Here is a 21,840-nt window from a genome sequence, read left to right as displayed (position 1 = left end):
TTTGCAACGACTCGTTTGCGGTCGTCCGCAAACGTTTTTTGCATGGCGACGCCGGTTGCGCAGCTCGCAACCGCTTTGCATCTGCGGGACGGCTGAAGCAAGGTGAGCGACGAACGGCCTGCGATATATCGGTTTTCGATCAAGGAGAGCACCAGTGACCAGCGGTGACATTTCGAGGGCGACCACCGGCGCGGACCTGCTCGCGCTGTCGCCCGTCATCCCCGTCGTCGTGGTCGACGACGCCGACCACGCGGTGCCGCTGGCCCAGGCGCTGCTGCGCGGTGGCGTCCGCGTCATCGAGCTGACGCTGCGCACGCCAGCCGCGCTCGCCGCGATCGAGAACGTCGCCCGCGAGGTGCCGGAGATCGTGATCGGCGCGGGCACCGTCACCGCGCCCGAGCACGCCGAGCAGGCGGCGAAGGCCGGGGCGGCGTTCCTCGTCACGCCCGGCACAACCGACCGGGTGCTCGACGCCGCGGACGCGACCGGGCTGCCGTACCTGCCGGGTGCCGCGACCGTGTCCGAGGTGATGCGGCTGGTCGAGCGCGGCCTGACCGCGCTCAAGTTCTTCCCGGCCGAGGCGGCGGGCGGCGTCGACTATCTGAAGTCGATCGGCGGCCCGATCCCGCACGTCCGGTTCTGCCCGACCGGCGGCATCACCGCGCAGACGGCGCCGAACTACCTGAAGCTGCCCAACGTCGGCTGCGTCGGCGGCTCCTGGCTCACCCCCAAGGACGCCCTGCAGGCTGGCGACTGGGACCGCGTCGAGACCCTCGCCCGCGAGGCGAGCCAGCTCGGGTAAACCAGGCCACGAACCCACGAGACCGGCGGCAGGCGAGTTCGGCAGGTTCCGGTCGTCAAAAATGACCGTAGTCCTGATGGCGTCGCTGGTCGTCGTCAGGACCACAGGGCGGCGACGAGCTCAGCCCGTCCCGTGATGCCGAGCTTGCGGTAGGCGCTCGACAGGTGCAGCTCGACCGTGCGGCGGGTGAGGTGCAGGGTCTCGGCGATCTGCCGGTTCGTCAGCCCCTGCACCGCCATCCGCGCGACCCGGTTCTCCTGCTTGGTCAGGCCCTGCACCTGGTCGTCCTCGTCACGCACCTCGTCACCCGCGAGCTTGGCCAGCGGATGCGCGCCGAGCTGCCGGGCCAGGTCGAACGTCCGGCGCAGGTGCGGGGCCGCGGCGTCGGTGCGGCCCTTGCGGCGCAGGTGGTGCCCGAGCCAGTACAACGACTGCGCGTGCAGCAGCCGGTGCGGTGTCGTGGCGAGCACCTGTTCGGCCTCGAGGAGGACGTCGACGTCGTCGGTGCTGATGCCGACGCTCATCAACGCGGTCCCCACCACCCGCGGCGAACCCCAGCGCTTGGCCAGGTCGAGCTCCTCGTGTGCGAGCCGGGCGGCGTCGTCGCGGTTGCCCAGCGCGAGGTATGCGCGCACGGCGTGGTGCCGCCACGCCACCAGGGCCGGGTTCGGCATCTCCCGCTCGGCCAGGCGCCGGCCGGCCTCCAGCAGGTCCTCCAGCGCGCCCTCCGCGTGGCACGACGCGAGCTTGAGGCGGCCGCGCGCGTAGACGACGTTGATGTGCTGCAACAGGTCGCCGTCCGCGGTGACCAGCGGGGCGGCCTCGTCGAACTGCCCCATCTCGACGCACACCTCGGCGAGCTTCGCGGTGGCCAGCAGGACCGCGGGGCAGTCCAGGTTGCCGGTCGAGACCGGAGGCGTCAGGAACGTGTAGGCGCGGGCGAGGTCGCCGTTGTTGTGGAAGGCGCAGGCACGGGCGATCATGCTCAGCATGCCGCGGCGCAGGTGCGGGTCGTGCGAGACCGGCGCGGTGCTGTGGGTGAGCCAGAGCTTGTTGATGTGCTCGGGGTCGTCGCCGAGCACCGGCACCAGGAACGTGAACAGGTAGGGCGCGCCGAAGGCGTCGACCCAGCCGCCTTCGAGTGCTTCCAGCGCGTGCCCGACGGCCTCGGCGGCGGAGTCGCCGCCGCGGGCGTTGCCGACCGCGAGCAACGCCGACCGCGCGCGCCGCAGGTCCGGGTCCCGCGGGACCTCACCGACGAGGTCGTCGAAGTACTTGCCCGCGCAGTTCGCCATCCGCACGTCGCGGTTGGCGGAGAGCAGGTAGGTGGTGCAGACGAGGTTCCAGACCAGGCCGCGGTCCTCCGGAAGCAACCGCGCGATGACCATGATCGCGAGCGACACCGCGAAGTGGGCGTCCGAGCCGGTGCACATGCGCTGGATCAACGACAGCGCCACGGTCGCGGCGAGCTGCGGGTCCTCGCACCGCACCAACGCGTCACGCACGCGGTCCCGGCCGAGCCTGTTGTCCCCCAGGTGCTCGGCGTGACCGAGCTCGACCTCGATCGACAGCCGGTCCTCTTCGGACAGGTGTTCCTCCAGCGCCCGTTCCAGGTGTTCGACGCCGCCGACCTCGCGCAGCAGGTCCACGGACCACGGCAGGCGAACGGACCTGGCCTTCAGCACGTGCTCGGCGACGCGTTCGTCGGGGGCGTCGGACTCGAACAGCAGCCAGGCGGCGCGGGCGTGCGCGGCGGAACGGACCGCGACGGGCATGTCCGCGAGGATGCTGTTGCGCACGAACGGATACCGGAACGTCAGCGGGTCGGTGTCGGCGAGCACGCCAAGGCGGACGAGCGTGTCGACGGCGGGCAGCGCGTCGAACCCGGTGAGCGAGGACAGCAGGTCGAGGCCCGCGTCGGCGTCCAGCACCGCGGCGGACCTGGCGACCTCGGCGGTGCCGCTGTACTCGCGCAGCCGCATGCCGATCATCTCGCCGACCGCGGCGGAACCCTCGCCCTCCTCGCGGAACAAGGCATGCAGCAGGTAGGGGTTGCCGCCGGTGAGCTCATGGCAGCGGACCGGGTCGCGGTCGGTGAGCTGCGCGATGGTGGTGACGTCGAGGCCGTCGAGGTCGATCCGCCGGGGGTGGGCGCCGGCGATCTCGGGCAGCGTGACCTCGTCGGTGGACAGGTAGCCCTGCGACGCGCCGAGTGCGATGACGACCGGCAGGCCTTGCAGCCGCGGCCGCAGATAGGCGAGTGCGCGCTTGGAGAAGGTGTCCGCGACGTGCACGTCGTCGACGACCATGAGCATCGGGGCCCTGCGGGCGGAGTTGGCCGCGCGGGCGTAGAGCTCCTCCAGGTCGTGTTCGTTCGCCAGGCACGGCGCGAGCTGCCGGACGACGGCACCGGGCAGGTGGCTCTCCAGCCGGGAGCTCTTGGCGAGCCGGACGGTGAAGCCTCGCTCACGGGCCTCCGCGCTGAACGCGTCGAGCAACGCCGTCTTGCCGATCCCGAAACCGCCGGCGACGACCACGCAGGACCCGACGCCTTCCAGCGCGTCGTCCAGCAACCGTCCGAGAGTCGCGAGCTCCGCGTCCCGACCGAGTAGTGGAGATGTCACCTCTGCCTGCCTCTGCCTTCGGTACCGAGAGGACCGCGGCTCGAAGGGTTCGGTGTTCCTTCGGTGCGGGCCGTAGAGACCTGCGCTTCGCCGTCGGGCAAACTTACCCACAGGTAACGGTTGACGGAACTGTCCATTGCTCGGGAGCCGAGCCGGGGAGCAGCGATGATCTTCGCCAGGCTGGTGCGCGGGTGGCTCCGCCTGGCCCGCGTGCTCACTCGCTCACACCTGCCGGAACAGGTCGGACGGGGCACTCACCGACACGCCGTCGGCTCTGAGCAGGCTGCCGAGCCCGACCGGGTCGTCGGTGTGCGGCGCGAGCGACTCCACCACCGAGAGAACCGCGGCCACCGCCACCATGATGCCCGCCGCCACCAGCAGGATGCTGCGCGTGACGCGGCACGGCCGGCTCGTGACCGGTGGACCGAGCGAGCTGACGGACTGCCGCAGCACGGGCGTGAACGTGCCGAAGTCGGCCACGTCGAGCCGGCAGCCCTCGCACCCGGCTAGGTGCCGGGCGAAGGCCTCCCACTGCACCGGGTCCAGCACCCCCAGCACGTACGCCGCGACATCACCGCATGAGCCTTCGCCTGCGCGGTTCCCGGCCTCTTCGGTGTCGTCCCGATCATGCTCGTCGTGCGCGTGCTCGTGTCCCGGTCGACGTGTCACCATCGCACTAGCTCCTGTCCTGCAGCGCCCGGCGGATCGTGTGCATCGCCTTGTACAGCCGGGACTTGACGGTTCCTTCCGGGACTCCCAGAACGATTGCCGCCTCCTTCACCGTCCGGCCCACGACATACGTCTCGTAGATAGCTGAACGGTGTTCGTCGCTCAATTGGCGTACCACATCGGTAATGACCATGACGGAAAGTGTCTGTTCGGTGTCATCCGGAGATTCGGCGATGTCCGGGCGCAACAATTCCACTTCCTGCGGACGCGCCTGTCGGCTGCGCCATCCGTCGATCACAATGCGACGAGCGACAGTACAAAGCCAGCCACGCAACATCCCGGGTTCACGGACAAGGTGCGCCGAGTTCTGCCACGCCCTGATCAACGTCTCCTGAACGACGTCTTCCGTCCACTGCCGGTCGTAGTTGGTCAGGCACAGGACCTGCGAGAACAGCACCCGCTGAAACTGCCCGTAGAGCAGCGCGAGCAATTCCTCGTCCTGGTGGGCTCGTGCGACCTTGCCCTGGTCAGCCATGAAGCGTACGACCTCCCCGAATATCGGCGACGGCTTCGCTTCGGGCGGCAGTCCTAGCGACTCGGTGGCCGAGTGTGGAATCTCGCCGATAGTACCCCGTGAACACGAAAAGCTCTCGGTTACGTAAATCATCATCGAATGGTTCGCCACACTTGCTGTGATGCACATCACATGCACCTTGGTGACGGGTCGTGAACTACCACTCGACCTGCACGTATCACCTTCGAAGCCAGCTCGAACACGGGGAGGTACGGGCACCATGCGTCACCGGTTGGACACACTGGGCAGGAGAGCAACGCTTTTCACCCTGCTGTCCGCAGCGTTTTCCTGGGGATTTCTCGGCATCATTCCGGCACACGGCCAGTCGACCGATGTGCAGACCACCGACCGTCAATTCATGATTTCTCTCCGCCAATCCGACTCATGGCTGGTTCCGGTGAGCGAGGACACTCCTTCCCGAACCACCAACGCGGCCGTGAACAACGCCGCGAAAGACATCTTCGAAGCGCATTCACGACTTGACGTCGATTTGCTCAGAGCCGCCGGCGAACTCGGCGTGGTGCTGCCGAACGACGCGAGCAGTGAACACCTTTCACTCATCCGCGAGATGGCCGAACGCACCGGTGACAACCACGACCGCGCCTACGCGACGATCGTGCGAAAGACCCAAGGCAGCCTTTTGGTGACGGCCACGAAGACGCGCGCGACTACTCAGAACACCGCTATTCGCACGCTCGCCCACCAAACAGCGCAAATGTTGGTTCGCACGATGACGACGCTGGAGAACACAGGCCTGGTCGACCCGTCCGCGCTCGAATTGGTGACGGCCAAGGCACAGGTGAACTCGGTGCGGGTCGTCGGTCAGAACGTGGAACCGTCGGACCGGGAAATGCTGGTGCAGCTCGCCCAGCATTCGCTGTGGCAGAAACCGACCAGCCGGGAAGCCTCCGACCGCGGCAAGGACGCACGTGTCCGCAAGGTCGCGGGCCAGCTCGCCGCCGAGCACGCCCAGCTGGCCCAGGCGGTGACGCAGGCCGCCACCCAGCTCGGCGTGAACCTGCCGGCCGAACCGACGACCGAGCAGAAGTCGTGGGCGAACGCCGTCTCGTCCAGCTCCGGCGGCGAGCTCGACCGCATGTACGCGAACCTGGCCCGCGCCGCCGACGGCTCGCTCGTCGTCCAGGTCGCCCAAGCCCGCGCGTCGACCAGGAGCACCCCTGTTCGCGCCGCCGCGCAGACCGGCCTGACCCTTCTCCTCAAGCACATGCTGCTGCTGGAGAGCACCGGCCTGGTGAAGGCGACGTCCCTGCAGATGACCGAAGCCCCTCCCGTCGCCCAGCCCCGCCAGAGCACCCCCGCCACCCCCGACGACTCCTCCCCGAGCATCGGCCTCCTCACCGGCATCGTCGCCCTCGTCGCCGCGGGCGCCGGCGCACTCTGGCTCGTCCGCGCCGTGGGCCATCACGGCGAGCACCGCCGCTGATATATCGGGTGCGCCCTCGCCACCCGATATATCAGTTCTCTCGCCAGCCAGCTCACTTTGCTGACCTTTGCAACCGTTCATTTGCGGTCGTCCAAAGAGTCATTGCAAAGAAGCAGGTCACAGCGGTGCAACTGTTGTCATAACTATGGTGAGAGGTGCTAGGAGAGCTACTTGCATGTCGAGGCGAGCGAGGTATCTACCCGTTCAACGGCGTGCGCCTCGGTTGGGTCGACGGCTTCCCACTTGTCGACGAGCCGGTCGATCACGACAGCCGGCACCGGTTCGGGCCGGGAGCGGTTGCGGGCGTGGATCACGTCCTTCGGTGCCTCCAGCCCGACGAGCGTGACCCGCGCGCGGTAGTCCGCCGCAAGCCCGATGCACCGGTCGCGCAGCTGGCGCGAGACGTTGGTCGCGTTCCACACGAACCGCTCCCCCGCCCTCAGCAGCATGCGCGCCTCCTCGAAAGCCGCTGCCGCGACGGCCCGTTGGTCGCCATCGGGCGCGATACCGAGCCGTGTGCGCACGGCGTCGAGGCTCACCACCGGCCAGCCTGGCCGATGCGTGGCGATCCAGTGGTCCTTGCCGGCACCGGGCAGTCCCGACAACACGGTGACCTCGACGCGCGTGTCGTCATAGGCGGCATAGCCGGGGTCGCGGCCCGGCGTGCGGAAGTACTGGAACCGCGCGTGATTCGACGGGAACTCGCGCGGCCGGTCCAGGCAGGCGCGTTCGCGGCAGTACTCCTCGAACAGCGCGATGTTCTCCAGCACCGACTCGGCGTCACCGCAGATCCGGCCGAGGATGTCGGCACGGGCGAGCGTCGCCAGGTCGTCGTTGCGCGCGAGCAGGCTCACCCGGAACGCGATGCGGTCGAGGTCGGGCCGCTCCAACGCCCAGAACGGCACCTGGTGGTGGCGCACCAGAGCCGCGACGTGCTCACGCCACTCGATCGGCCGCCCCATCTCCCACAGCAGCCGGCGCGCCAGCAGGTCCCCGGCCCGCGAGTGGCCGTGCGCGGTGATCCGCCCGTCCACGACCTGCGTGCGGAACGGCTTCGCGGCGTCGTGCAGCAACACCGTCGCGAACAACCGCACCCGGTCGGCCTCCGGTCGAGCCCGCCACTCCGGCAGCTGCGCCAACGCCTCGCACGCCATGCGCGTGTGCGTCGCAACGTCACCCTCGGCGTGATGCACCGAGTCCTGCGGTACACCCTCCATCGCCCGTACCCACGCGAACGCGTCACGCACGGCATCCCAGTCCAACGTCCACAACGGACCAACGGGGCACAACGCCTCAAACACGGTCCAACACCCGGTTCGGCAGGATCGGCCGGTCCTGCCAGTGGCTGCCCGAGTCCAGCACCGCGGTCAGGAACGTCGGCCGCACCCACTTGTACCGCTCGACCGTGCGCCCGCCCTCCTCCACCTTGATGTAGAGGCCTTCCATGTCATCGTGCGAATCCGTCTCCGCGGCAACGACATCCGGGTCTTGTCCGGCCGAGCGCGCCGCCTCGACCAGTACGTCACGCCATCGCCGTGTGCGGCACAAAGACGGCCCGATCAACGCCTTCAGTTCTTTGAGCGTGCGCAACGACCCCTCGTGCAACACCGGCACGGACACCACCGGCGTGCCCGCGAGGAGCCGCCGCCGTTCCGGAGTGGACAGGAACCCACCGGTCTCCCGGTCCAGCAGGTCGAACTCGCAGAAGTGGTGCGGCAACGCGTCGTAGAACACGGTGTGCTTGGCGTACAACCATTCCCCGTACAGCACGTACCGCGAGCCGAGCCGCTCGTGCAGCACCGCCCGGTGCGTCGCCGCCCACGCCTTCAACGGCGCGAACTGCCGTTCCCGCGGCCCACCGGTCAGGAAGTGGCCGCGCGACTGCAGCCGCAGCGTCCCGTCCGGGGCGAAGCTGATGCCCGCGTTGGCACCGTCGAGCTTCTCCTCGACGACCAGGTGCCGTCCCGCGATCGCACGGAACGGCACCTGGTCGAGGTCCTCGTCGCCCGGTTGCAGGCGCGAGCCCTCCAGGTGGGGCGTCCGCGGGTACTTGCGCAACATGCCCGATTTGTAACCCGTCCTGGCGGCTGCGGGCGAATGGTTTATGCCTGACCAACGAGCGCCACGTCGTGGGCGTAGGGCCGCCGGGCAGCGCCGTCGCACTCACCACCAAGCTCGCGACCTCACTCGTTCGAGTTAACGAGCACGCGGCACCCGACTTCCGAAGGTAGCGGCGCGGCTACGATCCGTACACGCTGGCCCGTTGGATGCCCTTTCCCGAAAGGACCCTGCGATGGCACGACGACTCATCGGATCCCTGCTCGCGGCGATCGCCGCGCTCGGCGTGACGGTGGCACCCGCCCAGGCCGCTGTCGACTTCACCGGCATCGTGGCGCTCAACAACTGCTCCGGCTCGCTGGTCCGCCTGCCGTCCTCGGCCGCGACGGACAAGGCGCTCGTGCTCACGAACGGGCACTGCGTCAAGTTCATGAAGGCGGGCGAGGTGATCGTCGGCCAGGCGGTCTCGCGCAGCTTCAGCCTGCTCAACGGCGCCGGCACCAAGATCGCGACCCTCACCGGCACCAAGCTCGTCTACGCGACGATGACGGGCACGGACGCCGCGCTCTACCAGCTCAACACGACCTACGGCCAGATCCAGCAGCAGTACGGCAGCCGCGCGCTGGAGCTGTCGGCCACGCACCCCGTCGCCCAGACGGACATCCGCGTCGTCTCCGGTTACTGGAAGCGGATCTACTCCTGCCAGATCGACGGTTTCGTGCACCAGCTCAAGGAGGACGCCTGGACCTGGCGCGACTCCATCCGCTACACCTCGGCGTGCAACACGATCGGTGGCACCTCAGGCTCGCCGATCGTGGACAACGTCAGCGGCAAGGTCGTCGGCGTCAACAACACCGGCAACGAGAGCGGCGGCCGCTGCACGTTGAACAACCCCTGCGAGGTCGACGCCGCCGGTCAGGTCACCGTCCGGCGCGGCATCAACTACGGCCAGCAGACGTACAGCTTCGTGTCCTGCTTCGGACCGGGAACGACGCTGGACCTGTCGCTGCCTGGCTGTACGGTCGCGAAGCCCTAGGCACGGCGGAAGCCGGGACGCCCCTGCAGCGTCCCGGCTTCCTGGTCCGCACGCCTACCGGGCGGCGCGGACGATCAGGTCGGCCACGGTCTCCGGGTGCGACACGGCCACCGAGTGCGAGGCGTCGCGGACCTCGACCACGGCCTTGGCGTGGGCGCGCTCGGCCATCCACCGCTGCGCCGCGACCGGGATGTTCTTGTCCTTGCCCGCGTTCACGAAGTACGACGGGATGGCGTGCCACGCGGGGTCGCCGGCGCCCTCGGTCAGCGCCGAGTCGTTGACCGGCCGCTGGGTCGCCGCCGCCAGCGTCGCCTCCCGGCGCGGGACGTCGGCCGCGAACTGCTGCCAGTACTTGTCCTGCTGGATCACCAGGTCCTTGGTGCCGTCGCCGAGGTCGATGGTCTGCAGCGTGTCGCCGAGCGTGCTGCCGGGGAACTTGTTCGACAGCTCCAGCGCGCTCTCGCCCTTCTCCGGCGCGAACGCCGCGACGTACACCAGCGACTTCACGTTCTTGTTGCCCAGCGCGGCCTGCGAGCCGACCATGCCGCCGTAGGAGTGGCCGGCGAGCACGACCGGGCCGTCGATCGAGGCGAGCACCTTGCGCAGGTAGTTCGCGTCGTAGGTCAGGCCGCGCAACGGGTTCGCCACCGCGATGACCGGGTAACCCTTGCGCTGCAAACGTTCCACGACGCCGTTCCAGCTGGAGGCGTCCGCGAACGCGCCGTGCACCAGCACGACCGTCGGCTTCTTGGCACCGGACTTCTCGGTCTCCTCCGCGGCACCGGCACCCGACGGAACAACGGCAGCCAGCGCCAGCAGCGTCCCAAGAACGGCGAACACCTTACGAACTCGCATTGCTCTCTCACTCTCGTCGGGCACCAGCTCCGGTGGTGCATCGCGCTCGATTAGGTCGTGCACGATGTAACTTACCGGACGAGATACCTCGTACGCGATGTAATTCAGCTCACTGACGCTCGGCGCCGTGCTTCACCCGGTGCAGGGCCTTGCGCAGCACCGCGATCTCCTGGGCGTCCATACCGAGCGCCTGGCCCAGCTGGTTGGTCATCTCCGCACCGATCCACCGCAGCTCACGGCCCTTGTCGGTGAGCTGGACGAGCACCGAGCGCTCGTCGTCGGGATGGGTGACGCGCACCAGCAGCCCGCTCTTCTCCAGCCGTTTGATCAACGGCGACAGCGTGCTGTACTCCAGGTCGAGTTCCTGGACGAGCTCCCTGATCGGCCGCGAGTCCCGCTCCCACAGCAGCAGCATCACCAGGAACTGCGGGTAGGTGATGCCGGCCTTGTCGAGGATCGGCCGGTAGAACCCCGTAACCGCCCGCGACGTCGTGTAGAGGTCGAAGCAGAGCAGGTCGGAAACCGTGGGGGTCACGGCGGACGGCGCGTCGGGAGTGGTGCTCACGACGTTCAGGCTACTCGTGACGAACCGGTCAAGCGGCCAAGTCGGTTACCGGGCGCCGACCGCCGGTTCGGGCCAGGGCAACACGGTCAGCTCCGGCCACTGTTCGCGCCACCGCCGGGTTTTGGCCTCGTAGACATCGCGGGGAGCGAGCACCGGGTTGGGGCGGACGACGAGGTTGAACACGTCGGCCAGCCCGTGCGGCGCGTAGACCCGCCACCGGCCATCGCCGTCCAAGCGGACGCCCAGGCAGCAGGTCGTGGCGGCGAACGAGTCGATCGCCGCCTCGGTCGAGGTGTGGGGTGCGCAGGGCACCCCGAACCGATCGAAGTACCAGAGGTGCACGAGGGCCTCGTTGCGGATCTCGACCACCACCGGCAGGTCGCCGAAGACCCGCGCGCCTGCCTGGATGACGTCGTTCTCGGCGTCCCAGCCGAGGTCGGTGCCATCGAAGTAGAACAGGTCGTAGTCCTTGATGCCCTCGGCCGGCGGGCGGCCGGTGACGACGTTCCACACCGTCTGGACCACGCAGCCCGCCGTCAGGTACCAGCCCGGGAGGTCCAGCCGCGTCGCGCGGGTCAGGACCTCCACCAGCAGCTCGTTGCGGGCGAGGACCGCACGCAACGCCCGGAGCTGGTCGTCCAGGGGAAGCCGGCCGAGCACGGGCTAGGACCAGGTCTCGTCCAGCGCCGCGGCGTCGTCGCCGGCCGCCCGCAGCTCGTCGCGCACCACCCGGTACGCGAGCCCTTCCGCGTATCCCTTGCGCGCCAACGCCCCCACGAGCCGGCGGATCTTCGCCGTCTCGTCCACACCGGACATCGTGCGCAGCCGTTTGCGGACCAGCTCGCGTGCCTTCTCCTCCTCGGCCTCACCGTCGACGGCGGCGACGGCCTCGGCCACCACCTCGTCGGCGACGCCCTTGCGGCGCAGCTCCATGGCGAGGGCACGGCGGCCCAGGCCGTTGTAGTTGTGCCGCGACTGCACCCACATCTCGGCGAACTGCACGTCGTCGATCAGGCCGGCGCGGTCGAACTTCCCGAGGACGACCTCGGCCACACCGGCGCTGATCCCCTTGCGCAGCAACGCGTCGTGCAGCTCACGCCGGGACCGGGCACGAGCGGTGAGCAGCGCGTAGCAGATGTCACGCGCTTTGCGCTGCTCCTCAGCCTCGTCCAACGCCCACCTCAGAACTCGACGGGAGCGGCGGGTGCCGTCTCGTCGGCGTCGAGGGTGGCGCCGATGCCGAGCTTGTCCTTGATGCGCTTCTCGACCTCGTTGGCGATGTCCGGGTTGTCCAGCAGGAACTTGCGGGCGTTCTCCTTGCCCTGGCCCAGTTGGTCGCCCTCGTAGGTGTACCAGGCACCGGACTTGCGCAGGATGCCCTGGTCGACGCCCATGTCGATGAGCGAGCCCTCGCGGCTGACGCCCTTGCCGTAGAGGATGTCGAACTCGGCCTGCTTGAACGGCGGCGCGACCTTGTTCTTCACGACCTTGACCCTGGTGCGGTTGCCGACGGGCTCGCCGCCGTCCTTCAAGGTCTCGATGCGGCGCACGTCCAGACGCACGGAGGCGTAGAACTTCAGCGCCTTACCACCGGTCGTGGTCTCCGGGGAGCCGAACATCACGCCGATCTTCTCGCGCAGCTGGTTGATGAAGATCGCGGTCGTGTTGGACGCGCTGAGCGCACCGGTGATCTTGCGCAGCGCCTGGCTCATCAGGCGGGCCTGCAGACCGACGTGGTTGTCGCCCATCTCGCCCTCGATCTCGGCGCGCGGCACGAGGGCGGCGACCGAGTCGATGACCAGGATGTCGAGTGCGCCGGAGCGGACCAGCATGTCCGCGATCTCCAGGGCCTGCTCACCGGTGTCGGGCTGGGAGACCAGCAGCGCGTCGGTGTCGACGCCCAGCTTCTTCGCGTACTCCGGGTCGAGCGCGTGCTCGGCGTCGATGAACGCCGCGATGCCACCGGCCTTCTGGGCGTTCGCCACGGCGTGCAGCGCCACGGTCGTCTTACCGGAGGACTCCGGACCGTAGATCTCGACGACGCGGCCCCTCGGCAGACCACCGATGCCGAGCGCCACGTCCAGCGCGATCGCACCGGTCGGGATCACCTCGATCGGGGCGCGGCCCTCCTCGCCGAGGCGCATCACGGAGCCCTTGCCGAACTGCTTGTCGATCTGCGCCAGGGCCAGCTCGAGCGCCTTGTCCCGGTCGGGTGCTGCGGGTGCCATCTTGGGTCCACCTTTTGTCGTCTGCCGTTGCTTCGTCATGTTGGACCTGACGCTACTGGCGGGGTCTGACAATTTTGCGAAGCCGGGGGTCGGAGCCACTGTAGCCGAACACGTGTTCGAGCACACGCGGCGCTCCGAACCGTGAGGTCAACGGCGATTTTCGGGGATTTCGAACGCTTCGCAGACCGCGATCCACACTTCCTTCGCGCCGATCCCGGCCTCCAGCGCCTCGTCGGCGGTGCGGCCGCCGAGCGCCGACAGCACGTGGTCACGGGCGATCATCTCCGCCCTGACCTGGCCGAACTCTCCCGACATCAGTTTGCGGAACATGGTGATGCGCACCCGCAGACCCTAACCGGCGCTCCTGCGCAGCGATGCGAAGAGGCAGACGACGAGCAACGGCAGCGCGGTGAACCCGACGATCAGCCCGAGCGCCGCGTACGACCATGCGGTGACGACGATCCCGGACACCGCCCCGCCCACGGCACCGCCGACGTTCATCATCAGGTCGGACAGCCCCTGCGCGGCCGGCCGCTCGTCCACCCCCACCGACTCGGTGAGCAGCGCCGAGCCCGCCACCAGGCCCGCGGACCAGCCGAAACCGAGCAGCGCGAGCCCCGCGGCGAGCTGCGGCGCGTCGTGCGAGGGCGCCATCCCCGCGACCCCGGAGGCCGCCACCACCAGCGACGCGCCGATCGCGAGCACCGGCACGCGGCCCAGCCGGTCCGCCATCCACCCGAACAGCGGGCTCGCCGCGTACATCGCGGCCACGTGCAGGCTGATCACGACGCCGACCACGCGCAACGACGACCCGGCGTGGTTCATGTGGACCGGTGTCATCGACATCAGCCCGACCATCGCCGTGTGGCACAACATCACCCCAACGAGTGCAAGCCGGGCCATCGGCCCGAGCACTCCCCAGACCCGCAGGCCGCCCGGCGCACCACCACCGGCGCAGTGCGCGGGTTCCACCGGCCGGGTGCTCCTGACCACGACCAACGGGTCCGGTCGCAGCCCGAACTGGATCGCCAGCACCGCGATCCCGAGCACCACGGCCGCCAGGACGAACGGCCCGGCCGCCACCGGCAGACCGGCCGCGGCCATCACCCGACCGGCTGGATCCGCGAGGTTCGGGCCGATGATCGCGCCGATCATGGCCGCCCACACCACGCGCGAGAGCTCCCGCGCACGACGTCGCGGGTGCGCGAGATCCGTCGCGGCGTAGCGAGCCGCGAGGTTCGCGCTGGACGCCCCTCCGAACAGAAGAAGCCCCACCAACAACAAGGGCCACCAGCCGACACCCACGGCGACAGCGGCGACCAACGCACCGATAGCGCCCATGCCGTAGCCGAGGATCAACGCCGGGCGGCGCCCACGCCGTTGCGCGAGCCGGGCACCGGGCAGGGCGAGCACCGCGGCACCGGCGACGGCCGCTGTCTGCGCGAACCCGCCGACGGCGTCGGACCCGGACAGCGACGCGGCGATCAGCGTGCTGATCGCGAGGCCGATCGTCATCGCGGCCGACCCCATGATCTGGGTGCCGGTCAGGACCCGAACGACCTTGCGCTGCACGCGTTCGACCTGCGGCGCGACGGTCACCATGATCGCGATCGTGGCACGTCGGGGCGCCCCGCCGACAGGGCCGTTGCGGTTACTCCCCCGGCTGGACGGACTTCTCGAAGAAGTCGGCGACCTCGTCGGGCTTGAGCTCGTCGGCGTTCTCCTCGGCGTGCTTGGTGAGGATGCCGAACATGGGGCGGCCCTTGGCCGTGAAGACCAGCACGCCGGTGCCGCTCGAGGTGGCCGCCCGGTAGGTGCCCTCCAAGCCGTTGCCGGTCCAGTCGGCCTCGACCCGGTCGGTCTGGAACGACTTCACGATGGCGTCGGCGTTGTTCTCGGCGCCGGTGACGCTGTCGGTGAGGATGTACTGGACCTCGTAGCCGTCGCGGACCGCGCAGCTCACGACCGTGCCCTTGATCTCGTCCATGCCGGTGATCTGCGCGGAGTCGGCCTTCTCGCAGCCGCCGCCGTCGGGCACGGTGCCCGCGAGCTGGCGCAGGCAGCGGGTGAAGCCCTGGCCGTCCTGGGTGACGTCGTCCTTGCACTCGTCCGCGCTGGGCAGGTCGGGGCCGGACAACGCGAAGACCGCGCCGATGACGCCGAGGACCAGCACGACCGCGCCGCCGATGCCGAGCAGGACCTTCCTGTTGTCCTTCTTCTGCGGCTGCGGGGACGGGAAGTTCGCCGGGTAGCTGCCGCTGACCGCCGGGTTCACCGGGTAGGGGCCGGTGACCGGGTAGGGGCCGCTGGTCGAGTACGCGCCGCTCACGCTCGGGTTGACCGGGTACGACCCGCTCGCCGTGGGGGTGACCGGGAACGGGCCGCTCACGGCCGGGTTCACCGGGTGCGGGCCGGACACGGCCGGGCTGACCGGTGTGGTCACGACCGTCGGCGGCTCGACGTACTTCGGCTTGTCGTCCTCGGCCTTCAGCGTGATCGCCGCACGGTCCACGACCTGCGCACCGGACGCGACGATCGTCTCCGGGTGGTCGGGGTTGGTCGGGACGATGCCGACCTTCTCCGCGATGATCTGCGCGACCAGCGGCATCCGGCACGAGCCGCCGACCAGGTAGACGTGCTCCGGTGTGACGCCGGCCTTGCGGACCGTGGCGATGAGGAGCTCGGTGCTGCGGATCAGGCTCGGCCGGATCAACGCCTCCAGCTCGCCGCGCGTGACGACGACCTTCTCGAACGGCTCCGGCATCATGACCTCGACCTGCGGCAGCTCGGAGAGGTCCTCCTTGGCCAGCCGCAGCTCCTCGCGCAGGCCGAGGCGGGCGCGGTGGTCGTCGGTGGTGGTCGGGCGCAGCAACCGCTGCCAGCCGGCCGGGTCCTTGTGGGAGACCGTGCGGCCGATGTGCTCCAGCAGCGCCTCGTCGACGTCCAGACCGCCGACGTCGCTCAGGCTGCCATCGGCGAGGATGCGGTGCCAGGCGTCGAGCACGGAGACGTCGAACGTGTCGGCGCCGAAGTCGTAGACCGCGAGCGGGCGGCCACCGCCGAGCGAGGCCACCGCGATGGCCTCGGGGACGGGCACCAGCTCACCGGTCATGCCCGCGAGCCGCGCCGAGGACAGCAGCTTGTTGCGCCTGGTCGGGCCCCATTCGGCCGGGTGGGTCAGGCGGATCTCGTCGAGCTCGCCGCCCTGCAGCAACGGGGTCACGGCGGCCATCACGCGCGCGTAGATGGCCGCGAGCGCGTCGTTGAGCGGGAGCTGCCGGTCGGCGAGCTTGATCGTGGGCTTGTCGATGTGGCGCTTGGGGTTGGCCTCGTAGCGTGACGGGTCCTGGCGGGACCGCCGCTCGGCTTCCCGGCCGACCAGCAGCGTGCCGTCCTCGTCGAGGTAGACCGACGAGGGCATGGTGGGCCCTCCGTCCACATCCACGACACCGTGGTCGGACAGCACCGCAACCGTGTTGGCGGTGCCCAGGTCGACGGACAGGACGCGCACCGGTCTCCCCTCACAGACGTTCGGGGTGATCGTGCCACAGCGGGTGTCGGCGGGCGCTCGGACCTGCGCAATCAGAAATTGTCAGACCCCGGCGTCATGATGGTCGGCATGGACGTGATGAAGGCATTCTCACCGGCGACCAGGCAGTGGTTCGCCGGCGCCTTCGCCGCGCCCACCCAGGCGCAGACGGGTGCGTGGGCGGCCGCGGCGGCGGGCGAGCACGCGCTGGTCATCGCCCCGACTGGCTCCGGCAAGACGCTGGCCGCGTTCCTGTGGGCGCTGGACCGGCTGGCGTCGGCGGGGGTGCCGGAGGAGCCGAAACGGCGGTGCCGCGTGTTGTACGTGTCGCCGCTGAAAGCGCTGGCGGTGGACGTCGAGCGCAACCTGCGGGCGCCGCTGACCGGTATCCGGCAGGCGGCGCACCGGCTGGGCGTGGCCGAGCCGTCGATCACGGTGGGCATGCGCACCGGTGACACGTCTCCCGAGGAGCGGCGGGCGTTCGGGCGGACCCCGCCGGACGTGCTGGTGACGACGCCGGAGTCGTTGTTCCTGCTGCTCACGTCCTCGGCGCGGGAGTCGCTGCGCGGGGTGGAGACGGTGATCGTCGACGAGGTGCACGCGGTGGCGGGCACCAAGCGCGGCGCGCACCTGGCGTTGTCACTCGAACGGCTGGATTCGCTGCTGGAACGGCCGGCCCAGCGGATCGGGCTGTCGGCGACGGTCCGGCCGGTCGAGGAGATCAGCGCGTTCCTCGCCGGTGGGCGGCCGGTGTCGGTGGTGCAGCCGAAGACGCCGAAGACCATCCAGGTCGAGGTGGAGGTGCCGGTCGAGGACATGTCGGCGCTCGGCCAGCCGACCGGTGAGGTGTCGGGATCGGCCGCCGGTGCCGAACAGCGAACTTCCATCTGGCCGTCGGTCGAGGCGCGGATCCTGGAGCTCGTGCGGGCCCACCGGTCGACGATCGTGTTCGCGAACTCGCGCCGGCTCGCCGAGCGGCTGACGGCACGGCTGAACGAGCTGGCCGAGGAAGCGGAGGAGCTGGAGTCCTTCCCCGCCGAAGCGATCGGCCAGTCGGGGCTGACGGTGCAGAAGGCCGCCACGGTGGCCCGCGCGCACCACGGGTCGATGTCGCGGGAGCAGCGGTCCACGGTCGAGGAGGACCTGAAGTCAGGGCGGCTGCCGTGCGTGGTGGCCACGTCGTCGCTGGAGCTCGGCATCGACATGGGCGCGGTCGACCTGGTGGTGCAGGTGGAGGCGCCGCCGTCGGTCGCGTCGGGACTGCAGCGCGTCGGTCGCGCCGGTCACCAGGTCGGGGCGGTGTCGCGAGGTGTGATGTTCCCGAAGTTCCGCGGCGACCTGGTGTCGTGCGCGGTGGTGGCCGAGCGGATGCGCGACGGCGCGATCGAGGCCGTGCGGTTCCCGCGCAACCCGCTGGACGTGCTGGCGCAGCACGTCGTCGCGATGGTGGCGATGGAGCCGTGGCCGGTCGAGGAGCTGACGACGCTGGTGCGGCGCGCGGCGCCGTTCGCGGGGCTGCCGGACTCGGCGTTACAGGCGGTGCTGGACATGCTGTCGGGCCGGTACCCGTCGGAGGAGTTCGGTGAGCTGCGGCCGCGGATCACGTGGGACCGGGTGAACTCGGAGCTGCGCGGGCGGCCCGGTTCGCAGCGGCTGGCGGTCACCTCCGGCGGCACGATCCCCGACCGCGGGCTGTTCGCGGTGATGACGCCGACGTCGGAGAACGGTCCCGGTTCGCGGGTCGGCGAGCTCGACGAGGAGATGGTGTACGAGTCGCGGGTCGGCGACACGTTCCTGCTGGGCACGTCGTCGTGGCGGGTCGAGGACATCACGCACGACCGGGTGATCGTGGTGCCCGCTCCCGGCCAGCCGGCGCGGATGCCGTTCTGGAAGGGCGACGCGCCGGGCCGTCCGCTGGAACTGGGCCGTGCCATGGGGAAGTTCCTGCGCGAAGTGTCCACGATGGAGGACTCGGCGGCGCGGTCCCGTGCGGCCGCGGCGGGGCTGGACGAGTGGGCGACGGACAACCTGCTGGCGTACCTGGGCGAGCAGCGGGAGGCCACGCGGCACGTGCCGAACGACCGGACCGTGCTGGTGGAGCGGTTCCGCGACGAGCTGGGTGACTGGCGGCTGGTGGTGCACTCGCCGTTCGGCGCCCAGGTGAACGCGCCGTGGGCGCTGGCGATCGCGGCGCGGCTGAGGGAACGGCGCGGGGTCGAGGCGCAGACGGCGCATTCGGACGACGGCATCGTCCTGCGGCTGCCCGACGCGCTGGACGCCGACGGGCAGGAGGTCACCGCGAGCGCGGAGGACGTGCTGCTGGACCCGGACGAGGTCGAGCAGATCGTGGTCGCCGAGGTCGGTGGCTCCGCGTTGTTCGCGGCCCGGTTCCGCGAGTGCGCCGCGCGTTCGCTGCTGCTGCCCCGTCGTGATCCGCGCAGGCGCACACCGTTGTGGCAGCAGCGGCAGCGCTCGGCCCAGCTGCTGTCGGTGGCGTCGAAGTACGAGCGCTTCCCCGTTGTCCTGGAGGCGATGCGCGAGTGCCTGCAGGACGTCTACGACGTGCCGGGGCTGCGTGAGCTGATGTCGGACGTGCGCGCACGTCGGGTGCGCGTGGTCGAGGTGGAGACGCCGTCGCCGTCGCCGTTCGCGCGCAGCCTGCTCTTCGGTTACTTCGGCATGTTCCTCTACGAGCTCGACGCGCCGCTCGCCGAACGCCGTGCCGCCGCCCTGTCGCTGGACTCGACGCTGCTGGCCGAGCTGCTCGGTTCCGAGGCGATCCGCGAGCTGCTCGACCCCGAGGTCGTCGCCGAGGTCGAGCTGAGCCTGCAGCGGCTGTCCGCCGACCGCCGCCCTCGCCACGCCGAGGACACCGCGGACCTGTTGCGCTTCCTGGGTGACCTCTCCGACGCGGAGGCGCTGGAACGAGGTGTGCCGCGGGAGTGGCTGAACGAGCTGGTGGCCGCCCGCCGCGCGATCCGTGTCCGCATCGCCGGCGAGGAACGCACCATCGCCATCGAGGACGCGGGCCGCGTCCGTGACGCGCTCGGCGTCGCACTGCCCGTCGGTGTGCCGGAGGCGTTCACCGAACCGGTCGCCGATCCGCTCGGCGACCTGCTGAGCCGTTACGCCCGCACCCACGGCCCGTTCGCCGCCACCGAGCCCGCCACCCGTTTCGGCCTGGGCGTCGCCGTCGTGACCGGTGTGCTGGAACGCATGGCCGCCACCGGTCGCCTGGTCCGCGGCGAGCTGCGCCCCGGCGGCACCCACACCGAGTACTGCGACGCCGACGTGCTGCGCCGCCTGCGCCGCGGTTCCCTGGCCCGCCTGCGTTCCGAGGTCGAGCCGGTCGAACCCGCCGCGCTCGGCCGCTTCCTGCCCGCGTGGCACGGTCTCGGCCGCCGCCTGCGTTCCGCCCCGACCGCCGACGACGTCTTCTCGGTGGTCGAACAGCTCGCCGGGGCTCCCCTGCCCGCGAGCGCCCTCGAGTCCCTGCTCCTGCCGTCCCGCCTGCCCGGCTACTACCCCGCCCTGCTCGACGAGCTCACCGCGTCCGGCGAGGTCACCTGGACCGGCTGCGGCTCCCTGTCCGGCGGCGACGGCTGGATCGCCCTCGCCCCCACGGACGTGGCCGACCTGCTCCTGCCCGACCTGGTCCCGGAGTCGATCCCCGAGTCCCCCCTGCACACCGCGGTCCTGGAGTCCCTGTCCGGCGGTGCCCTGTTCTTCCGCCAGGTCGTCGACCGCACCTCCGCGTCGGTCCAGTGCACCGACGCCGAGGTCGTCGCCACCCTCTGGGACCTCGTCTGGGCGGGCCTCGCCACCAACGACACCCTGGCCCCGCTGCGCGCCCTGGTCTCCGGCGGCGGCGCAGCCCACAAACCCCGCCGCACCACCCCGCGCGGCCGCTACGCCCGCCTGCGCGCCGCCCGCCCGGACCTGCCCTCGCGCACCGGTCCTCCCTCCGCGGCCGGCCGCTGGTCGCTCGCCGTCGCCCCGGCCGCCAACCCCACCCGCCGCGCCGCCGCCCGCGCCGAGTCGTTCCTCGAACGCCACGGCGTCCTCACCCGCGGCGCCCTCGACACCGAACGCGTGACCGGCGGCTTCAGCTCCGTCTACCGCGTCCTGCGCGCCATGGAGGAGTCCGGCCAGGTCATCCGCGGCTACGTGGTCGAGGGCCTGGGCGCCGCCCAGTTCGCCGCCCGCGGCGCCGTCGACCGCCTCCGCACCCTCTCCCGTTCCCCAGGCCAACCCGCCCAAGCCGACCAGCCCGCCGTGGTCCTGGCCGCCGCCGACCCGGCCCAGCCCTACGGCGCCGCCCTCCCCTGGCCCACCCCACTGGGCGAGGGCAAACACCGCCCGGCCCGCAAAGCCGGCGCCCTGGCCGTCCTGGTCGACGGCGCCCCGGCCCTCTACGTCGAACGCGGCGGCAAATCCCTCCTCTCCTTCACCGACGACGACCCCACCCTCCGCACGGCCGCGAACGCCCTGAGCCGCGCAGTCCGCGACGGCTGGCTGGGCCAACTGGCCGTCCAACGCGCCGACGGCGAAGCCGCCCTCACCTCCCACCTGGCAACCGTCCTCCAAGAAGCCGGCTTCCGAGCCACGCCGAAGGGCCTCCGCCTACGCGCGTAGCCGCAGGCCCTTCGGCGTGGCGCCAGCGGTGGATTCCGGTCGCCCGCTGGTTTCGCGAATCGGACCACCTGCCGGTGCATGGCGCGGGTGTGGCGGGTTTCGGGGCGAGCTGCCGAACCGGGCCTGGTCATCGATCAAGCCGTTGTCGCCCATACATCGCGGTCAACCCGACGCATCACGGGTGATCAACACGATGCGCGGAAATGCCGACCGCAGACGAAACCTGGAGCCAGGTTCTCAGCTGAGGCCGGGTACCGGACTGCGCCTGGTACCAGAACTGGGCTCGGAAACCGGCTGGAGACGGGACCAGGCTGCGAACGAGACTGAAGCTGAGACCGAGGCGAAGCCCAGGCCGGGCAGAGGGCAAGGGCAGGGGGCAAGGGGCCGGATGCAGAGGGTAGGGGGCAGGGACGGCTCCGGGGCTGAAGCCGGGTCCCAAGCCGGGGCCGCATGCCGGGTTGGGCCGGGCCGGATCGTGGACCAGGTGATCGACAAGGCCGGCTCGGCTGGCGAAGCGGGCTGGTAGCAAGGCCCAGCTCGCCCGAACCGCCGTGCCACACCACCCTTCCCAACACGATCCCGATGTCCACAACCGACACTGGCTCGTGCCGACACATCGCAAACGTCGCCACGAACCCGCTCCGCAGCGTCCGCCGAATCCGTGGCAGCCGAATCCTCCGCGTACCCACTTCCGTGCCCAAGGTGCCAGGCCACGTCGAAGCCGAGGTGCGGCAGCCGCGAAATCGAATGCCTGGCCGCACCCCCGCGTTCCTCCTCATTGCGGGCGCGTGAACTGCCGGATCCGGACGTGGTTCTGGTTG

General features: G+C 70.4%; 17 protein-coding genes. 4 read left to right on the top strand and 13 right to left on the bottom strand.

Annotated elements, in window-relative coordinates; translation table 11 throughout:
* The first annotated feature begins 154 nt into the window (after positions 1-154).
* Positions 155-802, top strand: coding sequence for a bifunctional 4-hydroxy-2-oxoglutarate aldolase/2-dehydro-3-deoxy-phosphogluconate aldolase (gene eda, locus ADL03_RS37815; RefSeq protein WP_231642783.1), 648 nt, complete (start codon positions 155-157; stop codon positions 800-802).
* Between the two features lie 95 nt (positions 803-897).
* Here the strand turns inward: eda and ADL03_RS37810 are convergent, their stop codons facing one another.
* The 3 genes from ADL03_RS37810 to ADL03_RS37800 form a co-directional block, all read right to left on the bottom strand.
* Complete coding sequence (locus tag ADL03_RS37810; protein WP_197288999.1) at positions 898-3,426, bottom strand: BREX system ATP-binding domain-containing protein; 2,529 nt, start codon at positions 3,424-3,426, stop codon at positions 898-900.
* A 222-nt stretch (positions 3,427-3,648) separates the two neighbouring features.
* Positions 3,649-4,098, bottom strand: coding sequence for a hypothetical protein (locus ADL03_RS37805; RefSeq protein WP_053738434.1), 450 nt, complete (start codon positions 4,096-4,098; stop codon positions 3,649-3,651).
* A 4-nt stretch (positions 4,099-4,102) separates the two neighbouring features.
* Positions 4,103-4,798, bottom strand: a complete 696-nt coding sequence (locus ADL03_RS37800; RefSeq protein WP_197288998.1) for a sigma-70 family RNA polymerase sigma factor — start codon at positions 4,796-4,798, stop codon at positions 4,103-4,105.
* A 91-nt stretch (positions 4,799-4,889) separates the two neighbouring features.
* Between ADL03_RS37800 and ADL03_RS37795 the strand changes: the two genes are divergently transcribed.
* Positions 4,890-6,113 (top strand): DUF4142 domain-containing protein, encoded by a 1,224-nt coding sequence (locus ADL03_RS37795; RefSeq protein ID WP_197288997.1) that lies wholly within the window; start codon positions 4,890-4,892, stop codon positions 6,111-6,113.
* Positions 6,114-6,280: 167 nt separating this feature from the next.
* On the opposite strand, the gene ADL03_RS37790 is transcribed toward ADL03_RS37795, so the two are convergent.
* On the bottom strand, positions 6,281-7,360 hold the full coding sequence (locus ADL03_RS37790) for an AAA family ATPase (RefSeq protein ID WP_197288996.1): 1,080 nt from the start codon (positions 7,358-7,360) through the stop codon (positions 6,281-6,283).
* A gap of 46 nt (positions 7,361-7,406) precedes the next feature.
* The gene (locus tag ADL03_RS37785; protein ID WP_053738431.1) at positions 7,407-8,174 is read right to left on the bottom strand and encodes an RNA ligase family protein; all 768 of its coding nucleotides are present in this window, start codon (positions 8,172-8,174) and stop codon (positions 7,407-7,409) included.
* Between the two features lie 232 nt (positions 8,175-8,406).
* Here ADL03_RS37785 and ADL03_RS37780 point away from each other — a divergent pair, with 232 nt between their 5' ends.
* Positions 8,407-9,207 carry a serine protease gene (locus ADL03_RS37780; protein WP_053738430.1) on the top strand — a complete coding sequence of 267 codons (801 nt, stop codon included), beginning with the start codon at positions 8,407-8,409 and terminating at the stop codon, positions 9,205-9,207.
* Positions 9,208-9,261: 54 nt separating this feature from the next.
* Here the strand turns inward: ADL03_RS37780 and ADL03_RS37775 are convergent, their stop codons facing one another.
* The 8 genes from ADL03_RS37775 to ADL03_RS37740 form a co-directional block, all read right to left on the bottom strand.
* Positions 9,262-10,062 carry an alpha/beta fold hydrolase gene (locus ADL03_RS37775; RefSeq protein ID WP_053738429.1) on the bottom strand — a complete coding sequence of 267 codons (801 nt, stop codon included), beginning with the start codon at positions 10,060-10,062 and terminating at the stop codon, positions 9,262-9,264.
* A 109-nt stretch (positions 10,063-10,171) separates the two neighbouring features.
* Positions 10,172-10,627, bottom strand: coding sequence for a MarR family winged helix-turn-helix transcriptional regulator (locus ADL03_RS37770; RefSeq protein ID WP_053738428.1), 456 nt, complete (start codon positions 10,625-10,627; stop codon positions 10,172-10,174).
* A 45-nt stretch (positions 10,628-10,672) separates the two neighbouring features.
* On the bottom strand, positions 10,673-11,287 hold the full coding sequence (locus ADL03_RS37765; RefSeq protein WP_053738427.1) for a nucleotidyltransferase family protein: 615 nt from the start codon (positions 11,285-11,287) through the stop codon (positions 10,673-10,675).
* A 3-nt stretch (positions 11,288-11,290) separates the two neighbouring features.
* Positions 11,291-11,800, bottom strand: coding sequence for a regulatory protein RecX (locus tag ADL03_RS37760; RefSeq protein ID WP_082373815.1), 510 nt, complete (start codon positions 11,798-11,800; stop codon positions 11,291-11,293).
* 8 nt (positions 11,801-11,808) lie between these two features.
* Positions 11,809-12,855 (bottom strand): recombinase RecA, encoded by a 1,047-nt coding sequence (gene recA / locus ADL03_RS37755; protein WP_053738425.1) that lies wholly within the window; start codon positions 12,853-12,855, stop codon positions 11,809-11,811.
* Positions 12,856-13,002: 147 nt separating this feature from the next.
* Positions 13,003-13,197, bottom strand: coding sequence for a DUF3046 domain-containing protein (locus ADL03_RS37750; RefSeq protein WP_053738424.1), 195 nt, complete (start codon positions 13,195-13,197; stop codon positions 13,003-13,005).
* A gap of 9 nt (positions 13,198-13,206) precedes the next feature.
* On the bottom strand, positions 13,207-14,457 hold the full coding sequence (locus ADL03_RS37745; RefSeq protein ID WP_053738423.1) for an MFS transporter: 1,251 nt from the start codon (positions 14,455-14,457) through the stop codon (positions 13,207-13,209).
* Between the two features lie 49 nt (positions 14,458-14,506).
* Positions 14,507-16,366, bottom strand: a complete 1,860-nt coding sequence (locus ADL03_RS37740) for an Hsp70 family protein (RefSeq protein ID WP_053738422.1) — start codon at positions 16,364-16,366, stop codon at positions 14,507-14,509.
* Positions 16,367-16,465: 99 nt separating this feature from the next.
* On the opposite strand from ADL03_RS37740, the gene ADL03_RS37735 reads away from it, so the two are divergent.
* On the top strand, positions 16,466-21,019 hold the full coding sequence (locus tag ADL03_RS37735) for an ATP-dependent helicase (protein ID WP_197289015.1): 4,554 nt from the start codon (positions 16,466-16,468) through the stop codon (positions 21,017-21,019).
* Positions 21,020-21,840 lie beyond the last annotated feature (821 nt).

The organism is Nocardia sp. NRRL S-836 (assembly GCF_001279525.1).
Taxonomy (GTDB): Bacteria; Actinomycetota; Actinomycetes; order Mycobacteriales; family Pseudonocardiaceae; genus Lentzea.
Note: the sequence above shows the minus strand (reverse complement) of the source record. Positions and strands in the feature narration are given on the sequence as shown.